This window comes from Hahella sp. HNIBRBA332 (genome assembly GCF_030719035.1).
Lineage (GTDB): Bacteria > Pseudomonadota > Gammaproteobacteria > Pseudomonadales > Oleiphilaceae > Hahella.
The window spans coordinates 585,293-607,192 of the sequence record NZ_CP132203.1; the positions used below are offsets into that span (position 1 = coordinate 585,293).

Annotated in this window: 18 protein-coding genes and 1 tRNA gene; 16 read left to right on the top strand and 3 right to left on the bottom strand. The window is 52.4% G+C overall.

Annotated features, from left to right (window positions below):
- Positions 1-98: 98 nt before the first annotated feature.
- The 11 genes from O5O45_RS02840 to pyrF all read left to right on the top strand — a co-directional run bounded on the left by O5O45_RS02840 (position 99) and on the right by pyrF (position 13,284).
- Positions 99-527: a CBS domain-containing protein gene (locus O5O45_RS02840; RefSeq protein WP_305903783.1), complete on the top strand. Its 429-nt coding sequence runs from the start codon at positions 99-101 to the stop codon at positions 525-527.
- 315 nt (positions 528-842) lie between these two features.
- Positions 843-3,482: a DNA gyrase subunit A gene (gene gyrA / locus O5O45_RS02845; RefSeq protein WP_305903784.1), complete on the top strand. Its 2,640-nt coding sequence runs from the start codon at positions 843-845 to the stop codon at positions 3,480-3,482.
- 61 nt (positions 3,483-3,543) lie between these two features.
- Positions 3,544-4,629, top strand: a complete 1,086-nt coding sequence (gene serC / locus O5O45_RS02850; RefSeq protein ID WP_305903785.1) for a 3-phosphoserine/phosphohydroxythreonine transaminase — start codon at positions 3,544-3,546, stop codon at positions 4,627-4,629.
- Positions 4,630-4,632: 3 nt separating this feature from the next.
- On the top strand, positions 4,633-5,730 hold the full coding sequence (pheA, locus tag O5O45_RS02855) for a prephenate dehydratase (RefSeq protein WP_305903786.1): 1,098 nt from the start codon (positions 4,633-4,635) through the stop codon (positions 5,728-5,730).
- Between the two features lie 108 nt (positions 5,731-5,838).
- On the top strand, positions 5,839-8,055 hold the full coding sequence (locus O5O45_RS02860; RefSeq protein ID WP_305903787.1) for a bifunctional prephenate dehydrogenase/3-phosphoshikimate 1-carboxyvinyltransferase: 2,217 nt from the start codon (positions 5,839-5,841) through the stop codon (positions 8,053-8,055).
- Complete coding sequence (gene cmk / locus O5O45_RS02865; RefSeq protein WP_371747958.1) at positions 8,052-8,741, top strand: (d)CMP kinase; 690 nt, start codon at positions 8,052-8,054, stop codon at positions 8,739-8,741. Before O5O45_RS02860 ends, cmk begins: the two co-directional genes overlap by 4 nt.
- 135 nt (positions 8,742-8,876) lie before the next feature.
- Complete coding sequence (gene rpsA, locus O5O45_RS02870; RefSeq protein ID WP_011398733.1) at positions 8,877-10,556, top strand: 30S ribosomal protein S1; 1,680 nt, start codon at positions 8,877-8,879, stop codon at positions 10,554-10,556.
- Between the two features lie 108 nt (positions 10,557-10,664).
- Positions 10,665-10,961, top strand: a complete 297-nt coding sequence (locus tag O5O45_RS02875; RefSeq protein ID WP_011398732.1) for an integration host factor subunit beta — start codon at positions 10,665-10,667, stop codon at positions 10,959-10,961.
- A gap of 110 nt (positions 10,962-11,071) precedes the next feature.
- Positions 11,072-11,356 carry a hypothetical protein gene (locus tag O5O45_RS02880; RefSeq protein WP_305903788.1) on the top strand — a complete coding sequence of 95 codons (285 nt, stop codon included), beginning with the start codon at positions 11,072-11,074 and terminating at the stop codon, positions 11,354-11,356.
- A 6-nt stretch (positions 11,357-11,362) separates the two neighbouring features.
- Positions 11,363-12,523: a lipopolysaccharide assembly protein LapB gene (gene lapB, locus O5O45_RS02885; protein ID WP_305903789.1), complete on the top strand. Its 1,161-nt coding sequence runs from the start codon at positions 11,363-11,365 to the stop codon at positions 12,521-12,523.
- Between the two features lie 59 nt (positions 12,524-12,582).
- Positions 12,583-13,284, top strand: a complete 702-nt coding sequence (gene pyrF / locus O5O45_RS02890; protein ID WP_305903790.1) for an orotidine-5'-phosphate decarboxylase — start codon at positions 12,583-12,585, stop codon at positions 13,282-13,284.
- Between the two features lie 118 nt (positions 13,285-13,402).
- Here the strand turns inward: pyrF and O5O45_RS02895 are convergent.
- Positions 13,403-13,478, bottom strand: a tRNA-Asn gene (locus O5O45_RS02895).
- A 144-nt stretch (positions 13,479-13,622) separates the two neighbouring features.
- A complete protein-coding gene (locus O5O45_RS02900; RefSeq protein WP_305903791.1) occupies positions 13,623-14,807 on the bottom strand; it encodes a pyridoxal phosphate-dependent aminotransferase in 1,185 nt (394 codons plus the stop codon).
- 133 nt (positions 14,808-14,940) lie between these two features.
- Here O5O45_RS02900 and uvrB point away from each other — a divergent pair, with 133 nt between their 5' ends.
- The 4 genes from uvrB to O5O45_RS02920 all read left to right on the top strand — a co-directional run bounded on the left by uvrB (position 14,941) and on the right by O5O45_RS02920 (position 20,212).
- Entirely contained in the window at positions 14,941-16,953 is a 2,013-nt protein-coding gene (gene uvrB, locus O5O45_RS02905) for an excinuclease ABC subunit UvrB (RefSeq protein WP_305903792.1), read from the top strand.
- An 11-nt stretch (positions 16,954-16,964) separates the two neighbouring features.
- A complete protein-coding gene (locus O5O45_RS02910; RefSeq protein ID WP_305903793.1) occupies positions 16,965-18,488 on the top strand; it encodes a DNA recombination protein RmuC in 1,524 nt (507 codons plus the stop codon).
- On the top strand, positions 18,485-19,243 hold the full coding sequence (locus O5O45_RS02915; RefSeq protein ID WP_305903794.1) for a sulfite exporter TauE/SafE family protein: 759 nt from the start codon (positions 18,485-18,487) through the stop codon (positions 19,241-19,243). Before O5O45_RS02910 ends, O5O45_RS02915 begins: the two co-directional genes overlap by 4 nt.
- Before the next feature lie 141 nt (positions 19,244-19,384).
- Entirely contained in the window at positions 19,385-20,212 is an 828-nt protein-coding gene (locus tag O5O45_RS02920) for a DUF4126 family protein (protein ID WP_305903795.1), read from the top strand.
- Positions 20,213-20,246: 34 nt separating this feature from the next.
- On the opposite strand, the gene O5O45_RS02925 is transcribed toward O5O45_RS02920, so the two are convergent.
- Positions 20,247-21,398, bottom strand: coding sequence for a cation diffusion facilitator family transporter (locus tag O5O45_RS02925; protein WP_305903796.1), 1,152 nt, complete (start codon positions 21,396-21,398; stop codon positions 20,247-20,249).
- 181 nt (positions 21,399-21,579) lie between these two features.
- Between O5O45_RS02925 and O5O45_RS02930 the strand changes: the two genes are divergently transcribed.
- Complete coding sequence (locus tag O5O45_RS02930) at positions 21,580-21,849, top strand: PilZ domain-containing protein (protein WP_305903797.1); 270 nt, start codon at positions 21,580-21,582, stop codon at positions 21,847-21,849.
- Positions 21,850-21,900 lie beyond the last annotated feature (51 nt).

Below are 21,900 nucleotides of genomic sequence, written 5' to 3' on the forward strand. Positions count from 1 at the left end.
AGATGGGCGTATCTTTAAGGTATCAGCGTAAACAAAGGAAGTCGCTGACAGGGCGGTTAACAATAACCATCAGCAAATGCCTGCCTTAGGAGAGTCCCATGCTGCGATCCGTGAAAGTGCGTGATTATATGACAACCAACCTGGTTGTATTTTCCCCTGAAACAGAGTTGTTTGAAGCTATTCATAAACTCCTTAAAAACAGCATTTCCGGCGCCCCTGTTGTAGATGGTCGTGGAAACCTTGTGGGGATTTTATCGGAAGTGGACTGCCTGAAAAGTATTCTGAGCGGTAGTTACTACGACTACGAATCTCTGGGCGGCACTGTCGCTGAGTATATGACTGTGGATGTGGATATTATCGGGCCGGAGGAAGATATTCTGGCGGTCAGTGAACGTTTCATTAATGATCGCCGGCGTCGCTTTCCTGTGGTGGAAGAGGGTAAGTTGGTGGGGCAGATCAGTCGTAAGGATGTGCTGCGCGCCGTTTCGGATTTTGTCGCCCCTCAGCGGTTTCATCAGTCGGCCTGACTTGCCATAAAAGATTGGCGCGCACTGGCGAATGTGCGTCGCCAACTTGCCTTTCCCGTTGGCGGGGGGAGGGTTTTTAACGTCTAAAAAATATCTTATTCTCGCCCTAATTAACTTCGTTGCCGTCGCCTTCTATGCTAGACTTGACCGCTTGTGGCGCAGCCCTTGGTCGAGTAAAGAGTGTGCGATTATATGCCGCTTGAACTGACTCCCCGCCGGGTTCAACGACTGCAAGACGAGCGAACCAGGGTTTGGACAGACTGTGGGTAGAACAAGAACCGAACTATCCTTTCTAGAATAGGTTATTGCTATATTATGGCTGAACTCGCCAAAGAAATACTTCCCGTCAATATTGAAGATGAACTGAAACAATCCTACCTCGACTACGCGATGAGCGTTATCGTAGGCCGTGCTTTGCCGGATGCGCGAGACGGCCTCAAGCCGGTGCATCGCCGCGTTTTGTTTGCGATGAACGAGCTGGGGAACGATTGGAACAAGTCGTATAAAAAATCCGCCCGTGTGGTTGGTGACGTCATCGGTAAATATCACCCGCATGGCGACTCTGCCGTATACGACACGATCGTGCGTATGGCGCAGCCCTTCTCGCTGCGATACACCCTGGTGGACGGGCAGGGTAACTTCGGCTCCATCGACGGCGATAGCGCAGCGGCAATGCGTTATACGGAAATCCGCATGGAGAAGATCGCCCACGAAATGCTGGCCGATCTCGATAAAGAAACGGTCGACTTCGCCCCTAACTACGACGGCTCTGAGCAGATTCCCGTCGTACTTCCGACCAAGGTTCCAAACCTGCTGGTAAATGGGTCCTCAGGCATCGCGGTAGGGATGGCGACGAACATTCCACCTCACAACCTGACCGAAGTGGTAAATGGATGTCTTGCTTACCTGGATAACAGTGACATAACCATCGATGAATTGATGGAGTTTATTCCGGGGCCTGATTTCCCTACTGCGGCCATCATTAATGGACGTGCGGGGATTTTGGAGGCGTACCGCACTGGTCGTGGCCGGATTTATATTCGCGCTCGCTATGAAATAGAGCAGGACAAGAAAACCGGTAAGGAAACGATTGTAATTACTGAGATTCCTTATCAGGTTAACAAGGCTAAGCTGGTTGAGAAAATCGCCGAGCTGGTCAAAGAGAAAAAGGTTGAAGGCATCACCGAGCTGCGCGATGAATCCAGCAAGGAAGGGATGAGGGTGGTTATTGAGCTGCGTCGCGGTGAAAACGCGGATGTGCTCATGAATAATCTGTTCGCCCTTACGCCGCTGGAAACCGTATTCGGCATCAACATGGTCGCCTTGATCAATGGCGAGCCCAAGCTGCTGAACCTGAAAGACTGTATTGAATGTTTTGTGCGTCATCGCCGTGAAGTGGTGACGCGCAGGACTATTTACGAGTTGCGTAAAGCCCGTGAGCGCGGCCACATCCTGGAAGGTCAGGCGGTGGCGCTGGCGAACATCGATCCGGTTATCGCTGTTATCAAGGCTTCTTCCACTGGCGCGGAAGCCAAAGAACGTTTGATGGCGCAAGGCTGGTCTCCGGGGGCCGTGACAGGCATGCTGGAGCGCGCAGGCGAAGACGCCTGTCGTCCTGATGACTTGGCGCCTGAGTTTGGTCTGCGTGATGGCCTGTATTTCCTGTCTGAAGTGCAGGCGCAGTCTATTCTGGACTTGCGTCTGCAAAAGCTGACTGGTCTGGAAATTGAAAAAATTAACGACGAGTACCGCAGCATCATCGAGCAAATTGCTGAGTTGCTGGAGATTCTGCAGAACCCAGAGCGTCTGATGGAGGTTATCCGTGAGGAACTGGAAGCTGTCCGCGAAGAATTTGGCGACGCTCGCGTTACGGAAATTACCGCTTCCAAGCGTGACCTCACGATTGCTGACCTGATCGCCGAAGAAGATATGGTGGTTACGCTGTCTCACAAAGGCTACGCCAAAACTCAGCCGCTGGAAGCTTATCAGGCGCAGAAACGAGGCGGCAAAGGCAAGGCCGCAACAGCGATTCGCGACGAAGACTTCGTCGAGAAACTTCTGATCGCCAATTCTCACGATACTATTTTGTGTTTCACCTCTCACGGTAAATTGTATTGGCTTAAGACCTACGAAATTCCTCAGGCCAGCCGTATTTCGCGTGGACGTCCGATCGTTAACATCTTGCCGCTGGCGGAAGATGAGCGCATCACCACCATGTTGCCGGTGCGTGAGTACGCCGCTGATCACTATGTGTTCATGGCGACTCGTCAGGGAACCGTCAAGAAAACGCCGTTGGAGAATTTCTCGCGCCCCCGCAGCAGCGGCTTGATCGCTTTGGCGCTGGATGAGGGCGACATGCTGATCGGCGCAGCCATTACTGACGGCAAGAAAGACGTCATGCTGTTCAGCAGCAGCGGCAAAGCCATTCGCTTCAATGAAGACGATGTGCGACCAATGGGGCGAACCGCTCGCGGCGTTAGAGGCATTCGTATGGCGGAAGGGCAAGCCGTCGTTTCCCTTATCATTCCGCAAGAAGACGCCTTCATACTTACAGCGAGCCGCAAAGGCTACGGTAAGCGGACTGCTGTATCCGAGTTCCCTGTTTACGGGCGTGGAGGTCAGGGCGTTATTGCTATCCAGTGCTCTGAACGTAACGGCGACTTGGTGAGCGCAGTGCAGGTAATCAGTGGCGATCAGCTCATGTTGATCAGTAACCAGGGAACACTGGTGCGGACGCGGGCGGACGAGGTCTCTATCGTTGGAAGAAATACCCAGGGCGTACGATTGATCCGTTTGTCCGAATCAGAAGACTTGGTTGGCGTAGAGCGGATTGCTGAGCCTGAAGAAGATGAGGGTGAATTCCCGGGCGAAGAAGGTGAAGGCGCTGAAGTTGCTAACGAAGATGTTTTGGACTCTGACGAAGCAGGTGAGGAAGGCTCCGAGGCGGAAGAATAACTTTCGCTTCGGTTGGCTTGTCTGAGAAGTTTATTTGACCAAATACCGGAGAGCGGCCTGTATGGCTGATAGAAAGTTTAATTTTTGCGCGGGTCCTTCTGCGCTGCCTACGGATGTGTTGTTACAGGCTCAGGCGGAACTACTGGATTGGCGGGGTAAAGGCCTGTCAATTATGGAGATGAGTCATCGCAGCGACGACTTTGTCGCTGTGGCGGTTGAGGCTGAGCGTGACTTTCGCGAGCTGATGTCCGTGCCAGACAATTACAAAGTGCTCTTTGTGCAGGGGGGGGCTGCGACTCAGTTTGCGTCAGTGCCGCTTAATCTGCTGAAGCTTGGCGCGGAGGCGGATTATATCGACACGGGTATTTGGTCGAAGAAGGCGATTGCTGAGGCTGGGCGTTACCTTAATGTGAATGTCGCGGCGTCAGCCAAAGACAGTGGCTATTCCCGCATTCCCGCTCGTAGCGAGTGGCGTTTGAATGAAAGTGCGGGCTATGTGCACTATACGCCAAATGAAACGATTGGCGGCGTTGAGTTTCTCGATATTCCTAACGTGGGTGATAAACCCTTGGTGGCGGACATGTCTTCCACCATATTGTCCCGTCCCGTAGATATCAGTCGCTTCGGCGTGATATACGCCGGCGCGCAGAAGAATATTGGTCCCGCTGGCCTGACGCTGGTTATCGTCCGGGAAGACTTGCTGGGATATGCTTCCGACAGTCTGCCCACCATGCTGAACTATAAAGTGGCCAGCGAAAACGACTCCATGGTCAATACACCGCCTACTTTTGCCTGGTATCTGGCTGGCTTGGTATTCAAGTGGCTGAAAGGAAAGGGCGGGGTGCAGGCTATGGAGGCGATAAACTGCCGCAAAGCCGACAAGCTTTATTCTTATATTGATGACAGCGAGTTTTATGCAAACCCGATAGATCCGTCTTGTCGTTCCTGGATGAATGTGCCTTTTACACTGAAAGACGACAGCCTGGATCAGAAGTTTTTGCAAGAAGCGGAAGAGGCTGGTTTGCTTAATCTGCAGGGGCATCGTTCGGTTGGTGGGATGCGCGCCAGTTTGTATAACGCATTGCCGGAAGAGGCGGTGGATGCGCTGCTTGGGTTTATGCAAGATTTCGCCGGGAGGAACGCCTGATTCATGACCTCTGAGCAGACCGAACTCGCCAAACTGCGCGAACGAATAGATCAGATTGACCGTCAACTGTTGGCGTTGATTTGCGAGCGGGCCAAGTGCGCGCAAAATGTCGCGGAAGTGAAAATGCGCGGCAATGCAGGGCAGGATGTCGTATTTTATCGTCCGGAGCGGGAAGCTCAGGTTTTGCGGAAAATTATGGACGATAACCCGGGTCCACTGAGTGATGAAGAGGTGGCCAGGCTGTTTCGGGAAGTTATGTCGGCATGTCTTGCCCTGGAAGCGCCATTACACATCGCATTTTTGGGGCCTGAAGGCGCCTTCACCCACGCAGCTGCGCTTAAGCACTTTGGGCACTCCGGTGTTTGTCTTCCTCATTACGCTATTGATGAGGTCTTTCGCGAGGTGGAAGCAGGATCTGCCCATTATGGCGTTGTCCCTGTGGAAACCTCCAATGAAGGTGTGATCAGTCACACTCTTGACGTGTTTGTTAATTCGCCTCTGCTGATCTGTGGTGAAGTGGAAGTGCGTACTCACCACTTCTTGATAGCCCCAGAACAAGTGGATGCCGGCGATATCAAGGTTGTTTATTCCCTGGCGCAGTCATTTTCTTTGTGTCGGCAATGGCTGGACGAAAAATGGCCGGGAGTGGAGCGCATAGCGGTCCCTAGTCATGCGGACGCGGTAAAAAGGGCGTCTGAGCGCCAGGATGCGGCGGCAGTGGCTGGTGAGCACTGCGCCAGGCTGTATGGTATGAAAGTGCTGGCGAAAAATATCGAAGATCATCCTGATCAGATCGCCAGGTATTTAATTATTGGTAAAAACTCGGCTCCGCCCAGTGGAGATGATAAAACATCTCTGATGGTTACAATTCGCGATGAGCCAGGCGCTCTTTACAAGATGCTGGGCGTGTTTCATCGTCAAAATCTGAGCCTGACAAGAATTGATTCACGTCCCGCCCTGAGTGGCGCGCGTCGCTATCACTTCTTTGTGGACTTTATTGGCCATAAAGATCTGCCAGAGGTCGGTGCGGCGATTCAGGAGCTATCCCGGGATGCTCTTGACGTACGATGTCTGGGGTCGTATCCCAAAGGCGTGCTTTAGGCGCGCCGTCCACCGGTATCAGAAGGTTGGCTGTTTTTGTATCTCAGCCCTTAAGGGCGTTTCAATTTATTTTTTACGGACATGGCCGTCAAGCGCGCCTGATTAACAATGTTACAATCCCAAGTTAAATGTTTGGCTGTTGTCGGACTGGGTCTTATCGGCGGTTCGTTCGCTAAAGCTGTGAAACAGCGTTGTTTGGCGGATAAAGTCATTGGTTATGATCGACGCGATACTGAGGCGGCGTTAGCCGTGCGTTTAGGGGTTGTCGATGAGGCGGCCCCGGATCTTGTCACGCTCGCTTCGCGGGCGGATGTTATCGTTTTGGCGGTGCCAGTTGGCGCAGTCGCTCCAGTATTGGAGGAGATGAAGCCAGCTTTGCGAAGCGATCACATTCTCACAGATGTGGGGAGTGTCAAAGGCGAAATAGAAAAAGCCTTTGTATCTGTATTTGGTGAAATGCCAGCGAATGCTGTATTGGGACACCCTATCGCGGGATCTGAAAAGAGTGGCGTTCAGGCTGCCAATAGCGCTTTGTTTGAGAATCATAAAACCATATTGACGCCGGTTCCGGTAACCGACTCTCAAGCGCTGGGAGTCGTGGCTGCGCTGTGGCGCGGCATGGGGGCGGAAGTGCTCTTCATGTCGGTGGCTCACCACGACGAGGTGTTGGCTGCAACCAGTCATCTGCCTCACTTGATCGCTTTTTCGCTGGTCGATACGCTGGCGGGAGCGGATGATAATAAAGAAATATTTCGCTATGCAGCGGGCGGCTTCAGGGATTTTACCCGTATTGCCGCCAGCGATCCGGTGATGTGGCGGGACGTTTACCTGACTAACCGGGATGCGGTGCTGAAAGTGCTGGATGCGTTCGATGCGGATTTAAAAAAGCTGCGCAACGCTATTGCTGATGGGGACGGACAAACGTTACTTGGTGTGTTCACCCGGGCCCGGGCGGCCCGCGAACATTTCACAAAAATGCTTGAAGGAAAGGCTTACGAGACTGATATGGCTAACAATGTGACCTACGTTGCCGGGAAAGGCGGTCCTGTGTGTGGCGAGATACGCGTGCCCGGAGATAAATCGATGTCCCACCGTTCCATCATGTTGGGTTCGCTGGCGGAAGGCGTTACGGAAATAGAAGGTTTTCTGGAAGGGGAGGACGCTTTGGCCACTCTGCAGGCGTTCCGGGATATGGGTGTCGTCATTGAGGGGCCGGATCGTGGTTCAGTAAAAATTAATGGCGTGGGCATGCACGGCCTGAAGCAGCCGCCAGGGCCGCTGTATTTGGGTAACTCCGGAACTTCCATGCGATTGCTTGCTGGCTTGTTGAGCGGGCAGTCGTTCGATGTTGAGTTGACGGGCGATGAGTCCTTGTCCAAACGACCTATGGAGCGCGTTGCAAAGCCATTGCGGGAAATGGGTGCGGAGATTTCCACTTCTGAAGGCGGACGCCCTCCTGTCAAAATTAAAGGCGGCTCCAAGCTTCACGGTATTCATTACGACATGCCTGTCGCTAGCGCCCAGGTTAAGTCCAGTCTGGTTCTTGCGGGTCTTTATGCCGATGGTGAAACCTCGGTGACGGAGCCGGCGCCCACTCGTGATCATAGCGAGCGAATGCTACGTGGTTTTGGTTATCCTGTAGATGTAAATGGCTCCAGGGTGACGATTGAGGGCGGTCATAAGCTGAACGCTACCAAAATCGATGTCCCTTCTGATATCTCTTCTGCGGCGTTTTTCCTGGTTGCAGCCAGCATTACTCCGGGATCGGATTTGATCTTGCGCCATGTCGGCGTCAATCCGACTCGGGTTGGAGTTATTAGTATTCTTAAAATGATGGGCGCCGATATTGAGCTGTCCAATCACAAAGAAGTGGGTGGCGAGCCGGTGGCTGACATCCGTGTGCGCTATGCTCCCTTGAAAGGAATTCGTATTCCCGAGGATCAAGTGCCTTTGGCGATTGATGAATTTCCGGTCCTGTTTATCGCCGCCGTGTGCGCTGAGGGTGAAACTGTGCTGAGTGGCGCAGAAGAGCTGCGGGTCAAGGAAAGCGACCGTATTCAAGCTATGGCGGATGGTCTGGCGGCGCTGGGAGTCAGCAGCGAAGTGAAAGAGGACGGTATTGTGTTGCGCGGCGCGGAAATCGGCGGCGGCGCTGTGGATAGTCATGGAGATCATCGTATAGCCATGGCTTTTGCTGTGGCGTCTTTAAGAGCTACCGGCGCTATTGTCATTAAAGATTGCGCCAACGTCGCCACGTCATTCCCGGGCTTCACTACTCTTGCAAATGAGGTTGGCTTTAATCTTCGGATTGAGGAGACGGCATGAAGGTGAGTTCCGGCATTCCAGTCATCACCCTCGATGGTCCCTCCGGCTCAGGCAAAGGGACCATCGCGCAGCTTACAGCGCGGGCGTTGGGATGGAATATTTTGGACTCCGGCGCACTGTATCGGCTGACCGCCTTGAGCGCTGAGCGGCAAGGTGTTGATTTGGCGGATGAGGGCGCTGTTGCGAAAGTCGCTGAAACCTTGGATGTGCGTTTTGAAGCGGGCACTCCCGGTCAACCGGTGTCCGTTATTTTAATGGGCGACGACGTGACTCTGGAAATCAGAACGGAAACCTGCGGCGCTATGGCTTCTCGGGTGGCTGCGTATCCTTTGGTGCGCGCCGCTTTGTTGCAGCGGCAGCGGGATTTTCAGTCTGCTCCGGGGTTGGTGGCGGACGGGCGCGACATGGGGACGGTCGTGTTTCCTGACGCTCCATGTAAGATATTTATGACCGCGAGCGCCGAAGTAAGGGCGCGGCGAAGATATGATCAGTTGAAGCAGCAAGGCGAGAGTGTTAAAATTTCGCACCTTTTAAATGAGATAAAGGAACGCGATGAGCGCGACATGAATCGGTCAAACGCTCCTCTGCGACCTGCGGATGACGCCGTAGTCCTTGATACTTCTGACTTTTCGGTGGATGAGGTGTTGGAGAAAGTACTCCAGATCTGGTCTTCCCGTCAATCCTGAGTGTCCATCACTACGGTAAATTAATTAACCGGTGATCTTTTTTCGGGAGTATGCCAGTAATGCCCGGAATAAGATTTTAATCGAACAGACCGTGCTTGCTGGCCGCGCGGATGAAAATGTTCAACAGGAAACACAATGAGCGAGAGCTTTGCTGAGCTTTTTGAAGAAAGTTTAAAACAAATTGATATGAAACCCGGCTCTATCGTTAAGGGCGTAGTGGTTGATATCGATGAAGACTGGGTTACTGTAAACGCAGGCCTTAAGTCCGAGGGTGTAATCCCTGTAGCACAGTTCCTGAACGAGAAAGGGGAGCTGAATCTGCAAGTCGGCGACGAAGTTGAGGTTGCTCTCGACGCAGTTGAAGACGGCTTTGGCGAAACCCGCCTGTCTCGCGAAAAAGCGAAGCGTGCGGAAGCCTGGAAAGATCTTGAAAAAGCTTTCGAAGCAAACGAAGTTGTTAACGGCGTTATCAACGGCAAGGTCAAAGGTGGTTTCACTGTTGAACTGGGCGGCATTCGCGCGTTCCTTCCTGGTTCCTTGGTAGATGTGCGTCCGATTCGCGACACTGCGCATCTGGAAGGAAAGGATCTCGAATTCAAAGTTATCAAGCTGGATCAAAAGCGTAACAACGTAGTTGTTTCACGCCGTGCGGTTCTGGAAGCGGAAAACAGTGCTGAGCGTGACGCTCTGCTGCAAACTCTGCAGGAAGGTATGGAAGTCAAAGGTATCGTTAAGAACCTGACTGACTACGGCGCGTTCGTTGATCTGGGTGGTGTTGACGGTCTGTTGCACATCACTGACATGGCTTGGAAGCGTATCAAGCATCCTAGCGAAATCGTTAACGTTGGCGACGAAATCACCGTTAAGGTGTTGAAGTTCGATCGTGAACGTAATCGCGTATCTCTGGGTCTGAAGCAACTGGGCGAAGATCCATGGGTTGCTATCAAAGAGCGTTATCCAGAGAACACTCGCGTTACTGCGCGCGTTACCAATCTGACTGACTATGGCTGTTTTGCTGAGTTGGAAGAGGGTGTTGAAGGTCTTGTTCACGTTTCAGAAATGGATTGGACCAACAAGAACATTCACCCATCCAAAGTTGTTCAACTGGGCGACGAGCTGGAAGTGATGGTTCTGGATATCGACGAAGAGCGTCGTCGTATCTCTCTGGGTATCAAGCAGTGTCATGCTAATCCTTGGGAAGAGTTCTCCGGCAAGTTCAACAAGGGTGACCGCATCTCCGGTAAGATCAAGTCCATTACCGACTTCGGTATCTTCCTTGGTCTGGAAGGCGGCATCGATGGTCTGGTTCACTTGTCCGACATCTCCTGGAACGAGCCAGGCGAAGAAGCTGTTCGCAAGTACAAGAAGGGCGACGACCTGGAGACTGTAATCCTGTCTATCGATCCTGAGCGTGAGCGTATCTCTCTGGGTATCAAGCAGTTGGAAAGCGATCCGTTTGCTGAGTTCACTCAGCTGAACGAGAAAGGCTCTATCGTTACTGGTACTGTTAAGTCCGTTGACGCCAAGGCTGCTGTGATTGCTCTGAACGATGATGTTGAAGCAACTCTGAAAGCGTCTGAAATCAGTCGCGATAAAGTTGAAGACGCTCGCAACGTGCTGAAAGAAGGCGACGAAGTTGAAGCGAAAATCATCAGCGTTGACCGTAAAAACCGCGTGATCAACCTTTCCATTAAGTCTAAGGACATTGATGAAGAGAAGCAGGCGATTCGCGACGTCAAAGAGAAGCAAACTGAAGCTCAAGGTCCGACCACTATCGGTGATCTGATCAAAGAGCAATTGCAGCAGCAACAGTAATTTCTCTTAGATATATTCTCTAAAAAAACGGGCTATATGCCCGTTTTTTTTGTGTTTTTTTAAATCTTTAACTACACTTCTGACGAAGGCTACGATAAGGAAGCTTCTATGACCAAATCAGAGTTAGTCGAGATTATTGCGCAAAAACAACCACAACTTTCGATAAAAGACGTTGAGCTCGCGGTTAAAACGATCATAGAGTACATGTCACAATCTCTGTCCCAGGGGCAGCGTATAGAAATACGGGGATTCGGCAGTTTCAGTCTCCACTATCGCGCTCCACGGGTAGGGCGTAATCCCAAAACAGGTGAGACTGTCCATCTTCCTGCGAAGTATGTACCGCACTTCAAGCCTGGTAAGGAATTGAGAGATGAGGTTAACGCAAGTCTCAAAGCCGGATATTGATCGCCGGCGTCAAACCGCTAATTAATTGTAAGTGCACGTTTTTCTATGCCTGACATCAAATCCAGGTATGGTAAGATAGTGCACCCAATTAGACCGGTTCGGGTGCGCTAATGTCCAAGCTAAAAAAAATCTTTTTGCTATGCCTTATCATCCTGATGGTGTTTGTTGGTGTAGTCTTTGTGTTGCTTAATAATTCCAAGCTAGAGCTAGACCTCCTTTTCTATCATACGGGGCCTGTGAACGTTTCCATTCTAATCGGTTTGGCGTTTGCTGTAGGGTTTCTATTGGGGATGGCGGTAACTAGCCTGACCGTTCTAAAGTTGAAGATTTTCGGTAAAAGAGGGCGCGATCGCGCCATAAAGTCATCTACGCAGGTTGTCGCCAGCAAATCATAAGGGCTTATGGAATACCTTGGCCAATTGTTGTTAATTGCCGTCGCAATAGGCATCGGTTGGCTGATCTGTTTCATTCAGGGGCGAGTTGGTCAGACTGCCAGAGCCATCAAGCGGGGCGGCGAATATCCAAAGTCCTTGCAATACCTTTTTGAAGCGTACGATGCGCCGACTCTGGACTCTTTTGTTCAGGAGTTGGAGATAAATCAGCATACGGTTCAGCTTCACCTCTCAATCGCCAACTTCTTTCGTCGCAAAGGCGAAATCGAAAAAGCGACGGCGATCCATCAGAATCTTCTTTCGCACCCAGACGCCAGAATCAAGCACGGCGAGCAGCTTACCTATGAGCTGGCTCAGGACTATATGTTTGTCGGTTTATATGACAGGGCTGAAGCTCTTTTTATTGAGCTAACGGCGTCCCGGCAGTGGCGGAAGTTGAGTACTGAGTGCCTTCTTGAAATTTATGAGCACGAAAAGGAGTGGGGGGTTGCGCGTGAGCGCGCTTTGACGTTAGACGTTAAGCGGGATCGAGATGTGCAGGTGCGATTGGCTCAATACTGTTGTGAGATGGCTGAGCGAAGTATGCGGCGTAAGGAATATTCGGACGCAACGCGTCATCTTCGAGAAGCGCTGATGTACGATAAGTTTTGCGCGAGGGCGAGTATTCAAGTGGCCCAGGTTTGCGTCGCCACGGAGCAGTATCCCGAAGCGCTCGCGGAATTGAAGCGCATTGAGCAGCAGAATCCGGTATTTCTCTCGGAAGTGGTTGGGCTGGTGAAAGAGATATGCGAAAAGCTTAATGAGCGGGAGCGACTGCTGAAAATACTCCAAAGAATGTGGGAGCTGCAGCCGTCAGCGAAAATAATGATTGCGCTTTCCGGCGCACTCAATGAAAACGAGAATACGGAAGAAGCGATAGAGTTCCTTTTGGGGCAATTGAATGCTCATCCGACACTTGGTGGTGTGAAAGCGTTATTGGTGTTGTTGGCTCCTCATGCGGACCCGGAGCCCAAGCGCTGGATTATGATTGTGAAAGGGGTGTTGGAGACGCTTCTCGAGAAGAACCACTCCTATTTATGTGAAAGTTGCGGCTTTTCAGGGCGTCATGTGCACTGGCAGTGCCCAAGTTGCAAAAAATGGGGTGTGGTGAAGCCGTTGCCTTGGGTTTAGGTTTGATGCGGCTGTTGGTTGGATAATGGTAATAAGTGACGTGAGAGAAAGGTGAGACGATGTTAAGTGGACCAAGAGTCGTAGTGGCTTTGGACTTTTCTGATAGAAAACAGCTTGATGAGTTTGTCGCCAAGCTTGATCCAGGTTTATGTCGGCTTAAGGTTGGCAAAGAGCTGTTTACAACTTTTGGGCCCGCCATAGTTGAACAGCTGCAGGCGCGTGGCTTTGAGGTATTTTTAGACCTTAAGTTTCATGATATTCCCAATACAACGGCGCAGGCGGTGAAAGCGGCGGCCAGTTTGGGGGTGTGGATGGTGAATGTACATGCGTCCGGTGGTAGAAGAATGATGGAGGCGTGTCGAGAAGTGTTAGAGCAAGGATCTTGTGCGCCGTTGCTGATTGCTGTCACGATGCTAACTAGCTTGAGCGATGAGGAGATCGTCGAGATAGGGTTTCCCTGTTCAGCTCAAGAGATGGTTGGCAGGCTTGCGGCCTTGGCGCAAAGGAGCGGAATGGATGGCGTAGTGTGTTCTGCTCAAGAGGCGCCATTGTTGCGTCGTGCGCACGGTGAGAAATTTCGTTTGGTGACGCCGGGTATCAGGCCTGCGACGGCTGCGGCGGACGATCAAACGCGTATTGTCACTCCGGCTCAGGCGATTATTGGTGGAAGCTCGTATTTGGTCGTGGGAAGGCCTATTACTCGAGCGCTGAATCCTTTGGATGCTTTGCAGCAGATCGTCAGAGAGATTGAGTCGGTCTAATTGTGGAATGAGTTGTAGGTGGGCGAGGAGGTGTTCTTCTCGTCGGCCGACGGCATGTAGAAAAAGTGGGCTAAATGCAGGTAATAAAAAAGGCTGGAAAAACCAGCCTTTTTAAATTTGGCTCCCCGAGCTGGACTCGAACCAGCGACCCAATGATTAACAGTCATTTGCTCTACCAACTGAGCTATCAGGGAATGAAACCGTTAGTGGCGCGTATAATAATGACCTTTAATTTAAAGGTCAACACCTCGAAAGCGGTTTTTCTTCAGTGTTTTCAGCAAATAAAAAGCCCGCTGAACTGCGGGCTTTTTAACGTTTTTGAAGACTGCCTTAAGCGTTTATTTGATCGCTTTAGCGATGCGCTCCATAGCCTGTTCCAGATTTTGCATACTGGTGGCGAAGGAGATGCGCAAATGCCCGGGCGCGCCAAAAGCGGAGCCAGGAACCAGCGCGACGCCAGCTTCGGTCAGCAGATACTCCGCCAGGTCCAAGTCGTTGTAGATATTTTCCATGCGGTCAATAACGCCTTGGAACCCTGGGAATGCGTAAAAGGTCCCGTCCACGGGCAGACAGGTTACGCCGGCCATGTCGTTAAAAGCTTTAACGACAAAGTCGTGGCGTTTCTTGAACTCTTTTACCATTTCTCCAATGCATTCCTGTGGGCCATTCAGCGCGGCTGCGGCTGCGGCTTGGGAAATGGAGCAGGGGTTGGATGTGCTTTGCGATTGAATTTTTTTCATGGCCGCAATCGCCTTGGCGGGTCCTGCTGCGTAACCAATGCGCCAGCCGGTCATGGAGTAAGCTTTGGAAACGCCATTCAGGACAAAAGTGCGGTCGTAAAGATCCGGGCAAACACTCAGGATATTGACGAAATCTTCACCAGTCCACAGCGTATGCTCGTACATATCGTCAGTCGCCACCATCACGGAAGGATGCTTGCGCAGCACCGCGCCTAAAGCGGACAGCTCATCTTTGCTATAGGCCATACCGGTTGGGTTGGAGGGGCTGTTCAGAACAACCAGTCGGGTTTTGCTGGTGATCGCCGCGTCCAACTGCTCCGCAGTGATTTTGAAACGCGTCGCTTCGCTGGTCTCAATGATTACCGGCTTGCCGTCCGCGACAATAACCATGTCAGGGTAAGACACCCAGTAAGGTGCGGGGATAATGACTTCGTCACCTTCATCCAAAAGAGCCAAAGCAAGATTGAAAAAGCTTTGCTTGCCCCCGCTGGAGACCAAAATCTGGTTGGCTTCGTAATTCAGGTTATTATCGCGTTGGAATTTGCTGATAATCGCGTTCTTTAGTGCAGGGGTTCCATCGACTGCGGTATATTTGGTCTGACCCGCGTTAATCGCGGCGATAGCAGCGTCCTTAATATGCTGGGGGGTGTCAAAATCAGGTTCTCCGGCGCCTAAACCAATAATATCTTTCCCGGCGGCTTTGAGTTCCGCCGCGCGGTTGGTGACAGCCAGAGTGGGAGAGGGTTTGATTGCTTGAACACGGCGTGAGAGATCGATTTCCAACGGAGTAATTCCTCGATTTTGGTGGTTAAGCTTGGTAAGTTGGCCAATGGCTTGAATTAAGGCGAACGGCGCGCCCAATCAATGGCCAAACGGTATAATTCTACAATGTCGTCGATTCATACGTAAGTGAGTAATGCAAAAGTTTCAGCTTAAAGCGAATTATCAGCCGGCGGGCGATCAGCCCGGCGCCATCGCCGGATTAGTAGATGGACTGCGCGACGGTCTGCTGCACCAGACATTGCTGGGGGTTACCGGCTCTGGGAAGACATTCACCATGGCCAATGTCATTGCGGAAATGCAGCGGCCCGCTATGGTGATGGCTCACAATAAAACCCTGGCAGCGCAGTTGTACGGGGAGTTCAAAGAGTTTTTCCCAGATAACGCAGTGGAATACTTTGTTTCCTACTACGATTACTACCAACCGGAAGCCTATGTACCGTCTTCCGACACTTATATTGAAAAAGACTCTTCCATTAACGACCACATTGAGCAAATGCGTCTGTCGGCCACCAAAGCGCTGATGGAGCGTAAGGATGTGGTGATTGTTGCGACCGTTTCTGCGATCTACGGTTTGGGCGACCCACAGTCTTACAAAAAGATGATGTTGCACCTGGATCGGGGCGACAAGGTTGATCAGCGTTCTTTGCTGCGCCGGCTGGCGGAATTGCAGTACACCCGTAACGACCTGGAGTTGCATCGAGCTAACTATCGGGTGAGGGGGGACGTCATTGATGTGTTTCCTGCTGAATCGGAAGCGGATGCGCTGCGCATTGAGCTGTTCGACGACGAAATTGAATCGCTGTCCTGGTTTGATCCTCTAACAGGGGAGGTTTACCGGCGAGTGCCGCGGGCGACCATCTATCCGAAAACCCACTATGCCACGCCGCGTCAGGTCATACTGGATGCGACGGAACAGATAAAGACGGAGCTGCAGGAGCGTTTGCAGCAGTTTCGCGGCTCCAGCAAATTGCTGGAGGCCCAGCGGTTGGAAGAGCGCACCAAGTATGATCTGGAGATGATGTTCGAGCTGGGATACTGCAATGGCATTGAGAACTACTCCCGGTATCTGTCCGGCCGTCAGGCGGGGGAGCCGCCGCCTACCTTATTTGATTACCTGCCTTCCGATGCCTTGCTATTTATAGATGAATCTCACGTGACGATTCCGCAGATCGGAGCCATGTATCGCGGCGACCGTTCCCGCAAGGAAACGTTGGTGTCCTATGGGTTCCGGCTGCCGTCAGCGTTGGATAATCGTCCTTTACGCTTTGACGAGTGGGAACGCCTGGCTCCGCAAATGATTTTTGTATCAGCGACGCCCGGCAACTACGAAGCCGACCATCAAGGACAAGTGGTGGAGCAGGTAGTGCGTCCCACCGGCCTGGTTGATCCGGAAATAGAAGTATTGCCGGCGTCTACTCAGGTTGATGATCTGTTAGGTCAGATTCACGAACGAGTGGCTCGCGGCGAGCGCGTGCTGGTGACGACCCTGACCAAGAGAATGGCGGAAGATCTAACGGACTTCCTGTTGGATAAAGGCGTTCGCGTGCGTTATCTGCACTCCGATGTGGAAACCGTAGAGCGAGTGGAGATCATTCGCGACTTGCGTCTGGGCGAGTTTGATGTGTTAGTGGGTATCAACCTGCTGCGTGAAGGTTTGGATATGCCGGAGGTTTCTCTGGTCGCCATTTTGGACGCAGATAAAGAAGGCTTCCTGCGTTCGGATCGTTCACTGATTCAAACTATCGGCCGGGCGGCGCGGAACGTACGCGGCAAAGCGATCTTGTATGCGGACAAAATCACCGGCTCCATGCAGCGAGCGATGGATGAAACCGAACGGCGGCGTAATAAACAGATCAGCTATAACGAAGAGCATGGCGTGGTTCCACGCGGCTTGGATAAAAAAGTCGCCGACATCATGGAAGGCGCACGCGTTCCCGGTTCCAAAAAAGGCGCTTCACAGCGCAGAGTGGCGGAAACGGCCTCTTCCTATAATGTAGAAACTGAAGCGAGAACGCCGCAGGAATACGCGAAAATGCTGCAGAAGCTGGAAACCGCCATGTATGAAGCCGCCCGTAATCTGGAGTTTGAGAAAGCCGCGCAGTTGCGGGATCAATTAAAAGAACTGAAAGAAAAAGGCCTGCAATAAAAGAAGAAGTAATGGCGTTACTACAACTATATTGGCCCTACCTGACGGCGGGGGGGATAGGGCTTGCCCTCGCGCTTCTTGCGTTGATGGGGGCGATGAGGCAGCGCCGTCTGCGGAGAGAGCTTGAGCTGCGCAATGCCCAAATAACGGAAAAGCTGTTGGCCCGCGAGGATGAAGTGGCGCGCCTTCAGGATGCGTGTGCGGAAAAAACGCAACGCTGTGAGTCTCTGCAGCGGGAAGTTGGCGTGTTGCAACAAAGTAATGCAGCGGTCAGAGCGCGGATGGAGTCTATCCATGAGCGTTATGTCAGCGCGGAGGCGGCGGCCAGAGGCAAAGAAGCTGATCTATCTGAGTTAACGCAGGCGCTTAGCGCCGCTCAGAGTGAGTTGGCGTCTTTGAAAACCGCTGCAGCGAAGGAGCAGTTACATCATCAGGAGAAGCTGAAATTGTTGGAAGCGTCGCGTGAGGCGCTGACGCAGGAATTTCAACTGTTGGCCAATCGCATCTTCGAAAGTAGCACACAGAAATTGTCCGAGTTCAGTCAGAGCAACCTGAAAACCATTCTCGATCCATTGAATACTCAGTTGAATGACTTTCGCAAGAAAGTGGAAGACGTATACGACAAGGAAGCGCAGCAGCGATTCTCGTTATCTGCGGAAATCAAGAAACTACAAACGCTGAACGAGCGCATCAGTGACGACGCCATTAAGCTGACCAATGCGCTGAAAGGCGACAATAAAGCCGCAGGGACCTGGGGGGAAGTCATTCTGGAGCGCATCCTGGAGCGTTCAGGGTTGGTGAAAGGGCGCGAGTACGAAGTACAGAGCGCCCAGCGGAATGAGGCCGGACGCCGTATTCAGCCGGATGTGATTATTCGTCTTCCAGAGAACAAAAATGTCGTCGTTGACTCAAAAGTCAGCTTGGTGGCTTATGAGCAGTACCATAACGCTGTGGACGACAGCGCCCGCATTGACTACCTGAAACAGCATGTATTGTCTGTGCGGCAACATATTAAGGGGTTGAGCGGTAAGCGCTATCAAGACGCATTAGGTCTGAATTCATTGGATTTCGTACTGCTGTTTATCCCTATCGAAGGGGCCTTTGCGGCAGCGGTGCAGGGGGATCAAAGCCTGTTCAATGAAGCGTTTCAGCAGAATGTGGTGATCGTCTCTCCTTCAACGCTGCTCGCAACTTTGCGCACTATTCACAATATCTGGCGCTATGAGCATCAGTCTCAGAATGCGCAGGAAATTGCGCGGCAGGCGGGTTATCTGTACGACAAGTTCGTCAATTTCGTGCAGGACCTGGAGGAGGTCGGCCAGCGTTTGCAACAGACGCAAGGCGCTTATGATACGGCCATGGGGCGTTTGGCCACGGGGCGAGGCAACTTGATTACACGGGTGGAGAAGTTGAAGCAGTTGGGCGCGCGCGCCGGTAAACAGCTGAGTGAATCCACGCTACAGCGGGCGCAAATGTCGGAGGAGGGCGACTCACGTACGGCGCCTCTCTCTATTGGTGACGGCGCCGGATTATGATCGAGTGGTTTGCGGGCCTTTCCTGGCTCGAAGTCGTAACGCTGTTAGGAAGCAGTTTCTTAGGTTCGATGTTGACCGCCGCGCTCGGTGTTGGCGGCGGCGCATTTCTGATTGCCGTGATGGCGGATATTGTGCCGCCTTTGGCCTTGATTCCTTTGCATGGTATTGTGCAAATGGGCTCTAACGCCAGTCGGGCGGCCTTGACCCGCAAACATATTCAACCGCGCACGATCGCCTTCTTTTTTAGCGGGGCTCTTGTGGCGGCGCTCGCCGCAGTCTGGTTATTGGGACGCGTCGATCCCGCCTGGATTCCCCCGATGGTTGCGCTATTCATCATCTGGCTGTGCTGGGGGCCAATTCCTGAGCTGGGATTGGGGAAAACCAAAGCAGGTTTGTTCTGCGGTGGTTTATTGACGACACTGGCTACAATGATCGTTGGCGCAACTGGCCCTCTCGTGTCCGCCTGGCTTGGACGCAGCGGCGTCGACCGCTGGACCTACACCGCTAACTTTTCCAGTTGTATGACGGCCCAACATTTGTTGAAAATTATGGTGTTCGGGTTAGCGGGTTTTGTATTCACCCCCTGGCTTCCTGTGCTGGGTTTAATGGTGCTGGCGGGATTTCTAGGCACTAAAGCTGGTTTAAAAATTCTCGGTAAACTGCCCGAAGCGCGCTTTAAATCACTGTTCAGATGGGTGCTGACCTTGTTGGCGCTGCGTTTGTTATGGTTATGGTGGCGAGGATTCTCCGCCTGAAACGCTGAATCCTGAAGGCGAATTCAGCCAGGGTTCAGGTAAGAAAGGATGTAATAGCGATAGTAATGATAACTCCGCCTGCGGCGTCGATGATGCGCCTCAGGGGAAAGATGAATAACCCATAGTGGTTGAGGTGGTTTAATGGAAACCTATGAGAGTTTGGTCTCCACCATTGCATTAATGATGGGCGTGTCCTGGGCCAGTGGTGTTAACTTATACGCCGCAGTGCTGATGCTGGGCCTGGGCGGCGCGACCGGACATATCGATTTACCGCCGGATTTGCAGACTTTGCAGGATCCGCTGGTGATCGCGGCAGCCGGGTTTATGTACTGCGTGGAGTTCTTCGCGGACAAAACCCCAGGGGTGGACAGTGGTTGGGACGCGCTGCATACCTTTATTCGTATTCCTGCCGGCGCGGTGCTGGCGGCGGGCGCAGTCGGCGATATTTCGCCGGCGTTACAGATTGCAGCAGGACTGGTCGGCGCCTCAATGGCGGCGACGTCTCACGCCACAAAGGCTGGAACGCGCCTGGCGATCAACACTTCTCCTGAACCTTTCACCAACTGGGCGGCCTCGATTGGCGAAGACGTCATGGTTCTGGCTGGCCTGTGGGCGGCGTTAAATCACCCCTTTATTTTCTTGGTGCTATTGGGGCTATTTATCGCGTTGGCGATCTGGTTACTGCCGAAATTATGGCGGTTCCTGAAACTGGTGTTGCGTAAGATTGGCGGTTTTCTGGGGCTGGTGGATAAAGAGAAGGGGCCTTCTCCCTCTGTGGGGAGTTACCAGTTTGGCTCCTTTTCCACTGCTTCTGGTCCTTCTACAGCCGGCGATGCCGACTTTACGACGCCAAACCCCGCGATTGAGGATAATCTCAGTCGGATTAAGAAGCTGAAGGAGTTGTTGGACGCTGGGGCGCTCACGCAAGAGGAGTTTGAGGCGGAGAAAAAGCGCATACTCGGGCCCTGACCAATAGTTTAAGGGGGCGTCGTGGGCGAACTGTCTAGGACGCTTCCCTCCAGACTTTTATCTCGCCCAGCCAAACCAGATCGGCAGTATTTTCTCGCATGCTTTTTACTATCTGCTGGGAAAGTTGGCTCTCGTCTCCGGCAATCATCACTTCTACATGCACTTTGCCATTGATGTAGTGCAAAATCAGCCGCTTGATTGAGTCATTCGGCGTCAGGCCGCGCCAGCGTTGCTGCAGAATCTCCGTCACGTCTTGGCGTAGCGGCAATAAAAGGGAACTGGCCCGCTTCTTTCCGTCAGTGTCATTCTCTGTATCTATGTGGTAGGTGATGTCGCTGATATGTTCAAACTTTTCTCGAATCTTTCTCGCTACATGCACGCCAATATAGTGCCCTTCCGAGACGCTCAGCGCCGAGTCCACTTGCAAGTGCAGGTCAATGACGATATCCGGCCCCACATAACGTCCACGCAGATCATGCACGCCGCGAACGCCCTCCACCGATAGCGCAAGTTCTCGAAGAGCGCGGACTTGCTCCTCTGGGAGCGCGGTTTCCACCAACTCCTTGACGCTCTTTCCCGCCAGTTCGATGCCAATCTTGCCGATGAAAATCGCCACAATAATCGCCGCTACAGCATCGAGCCAGGGGAAACCGGCAATGACGCCGAGCAGAGCGACCAGGACGACAACCGAGGAAAGGGCGTCGCTGCGTGAATGCCAGGCGTTGGCGATGATCAGGTCGGAGCGTAGTTTTTTGCCGATATCCAGCGTGTAGCGATAGATCCATTCCTTGCCGGCGATAGACAGACCCGCCGCCAGTAGCGCAGGCCACCCTGGAGTGACCTGGGCGTCTTTCTCCCACAGGCGCAGAATGCTGTCGTAAGCCATGGCGCCGGCGACGGCGATGAGCATGGAGCCCAACACTACCGTGCCCAGTGTTTCGAATTTTCCGTGTCCGTAGGGATGCTCTCGATCGGGTTTCTGGTGGGAATAGCGGGTGATGACAATCACCAGGATATCCGTTCCCGCATCAGTGAAAGAGTGGATGCCGTCAGCCACCAGCGCGTGAGATTGTGCGATGACCCCGACAATGATTTTCAGCAACCCCAGCGCAATATCCAGAATCATTCCAATCAGGGTGACGCGATGAGCGGCGCGAGTCTTTTCGGCGGGGGTAGAGTATGTCATGCTGCTGTTTTACAAAGCTTTATCGTGAGAGCGATGAAGAATTGTAGCATGTTCTAACTATCCTGCGCAGAAGATGGAGGTTGTGTGGGATGGGGTTGAGGATAATAGTTGAACCAGGGGCTTTAAGTTTTTTATACTGGTCAAAAAATAACCATAATAAATAGCGGAAAAGGTGCATACTATGAGTTCCCACACAGAAAGGCGTCGTTTTGAACGACTACCCGCGTCGATGAGCGTTCTGCTTGATCACCCTGTGACAGGGCTCCACGCGTTGAAAACAGTCGATCTTTCCGAAGGCGGAGTATTAGTGACCGGCAACTTTGCCGGCAACGCCGAGGTTGGAGATTTGGTTTCACTGAAAGTTGTTGGCTTGTTGCAGGAACGCAGTCCGACTGTTCCGTTGAAAGTGGTGCGCTGTGGCGCTAATGAAATGGCCCTGAACTTTGTTTGATGTCCGCCATCGGTTAAATCCACGTTAAACCTTATCAGTTGAGACAAAAAG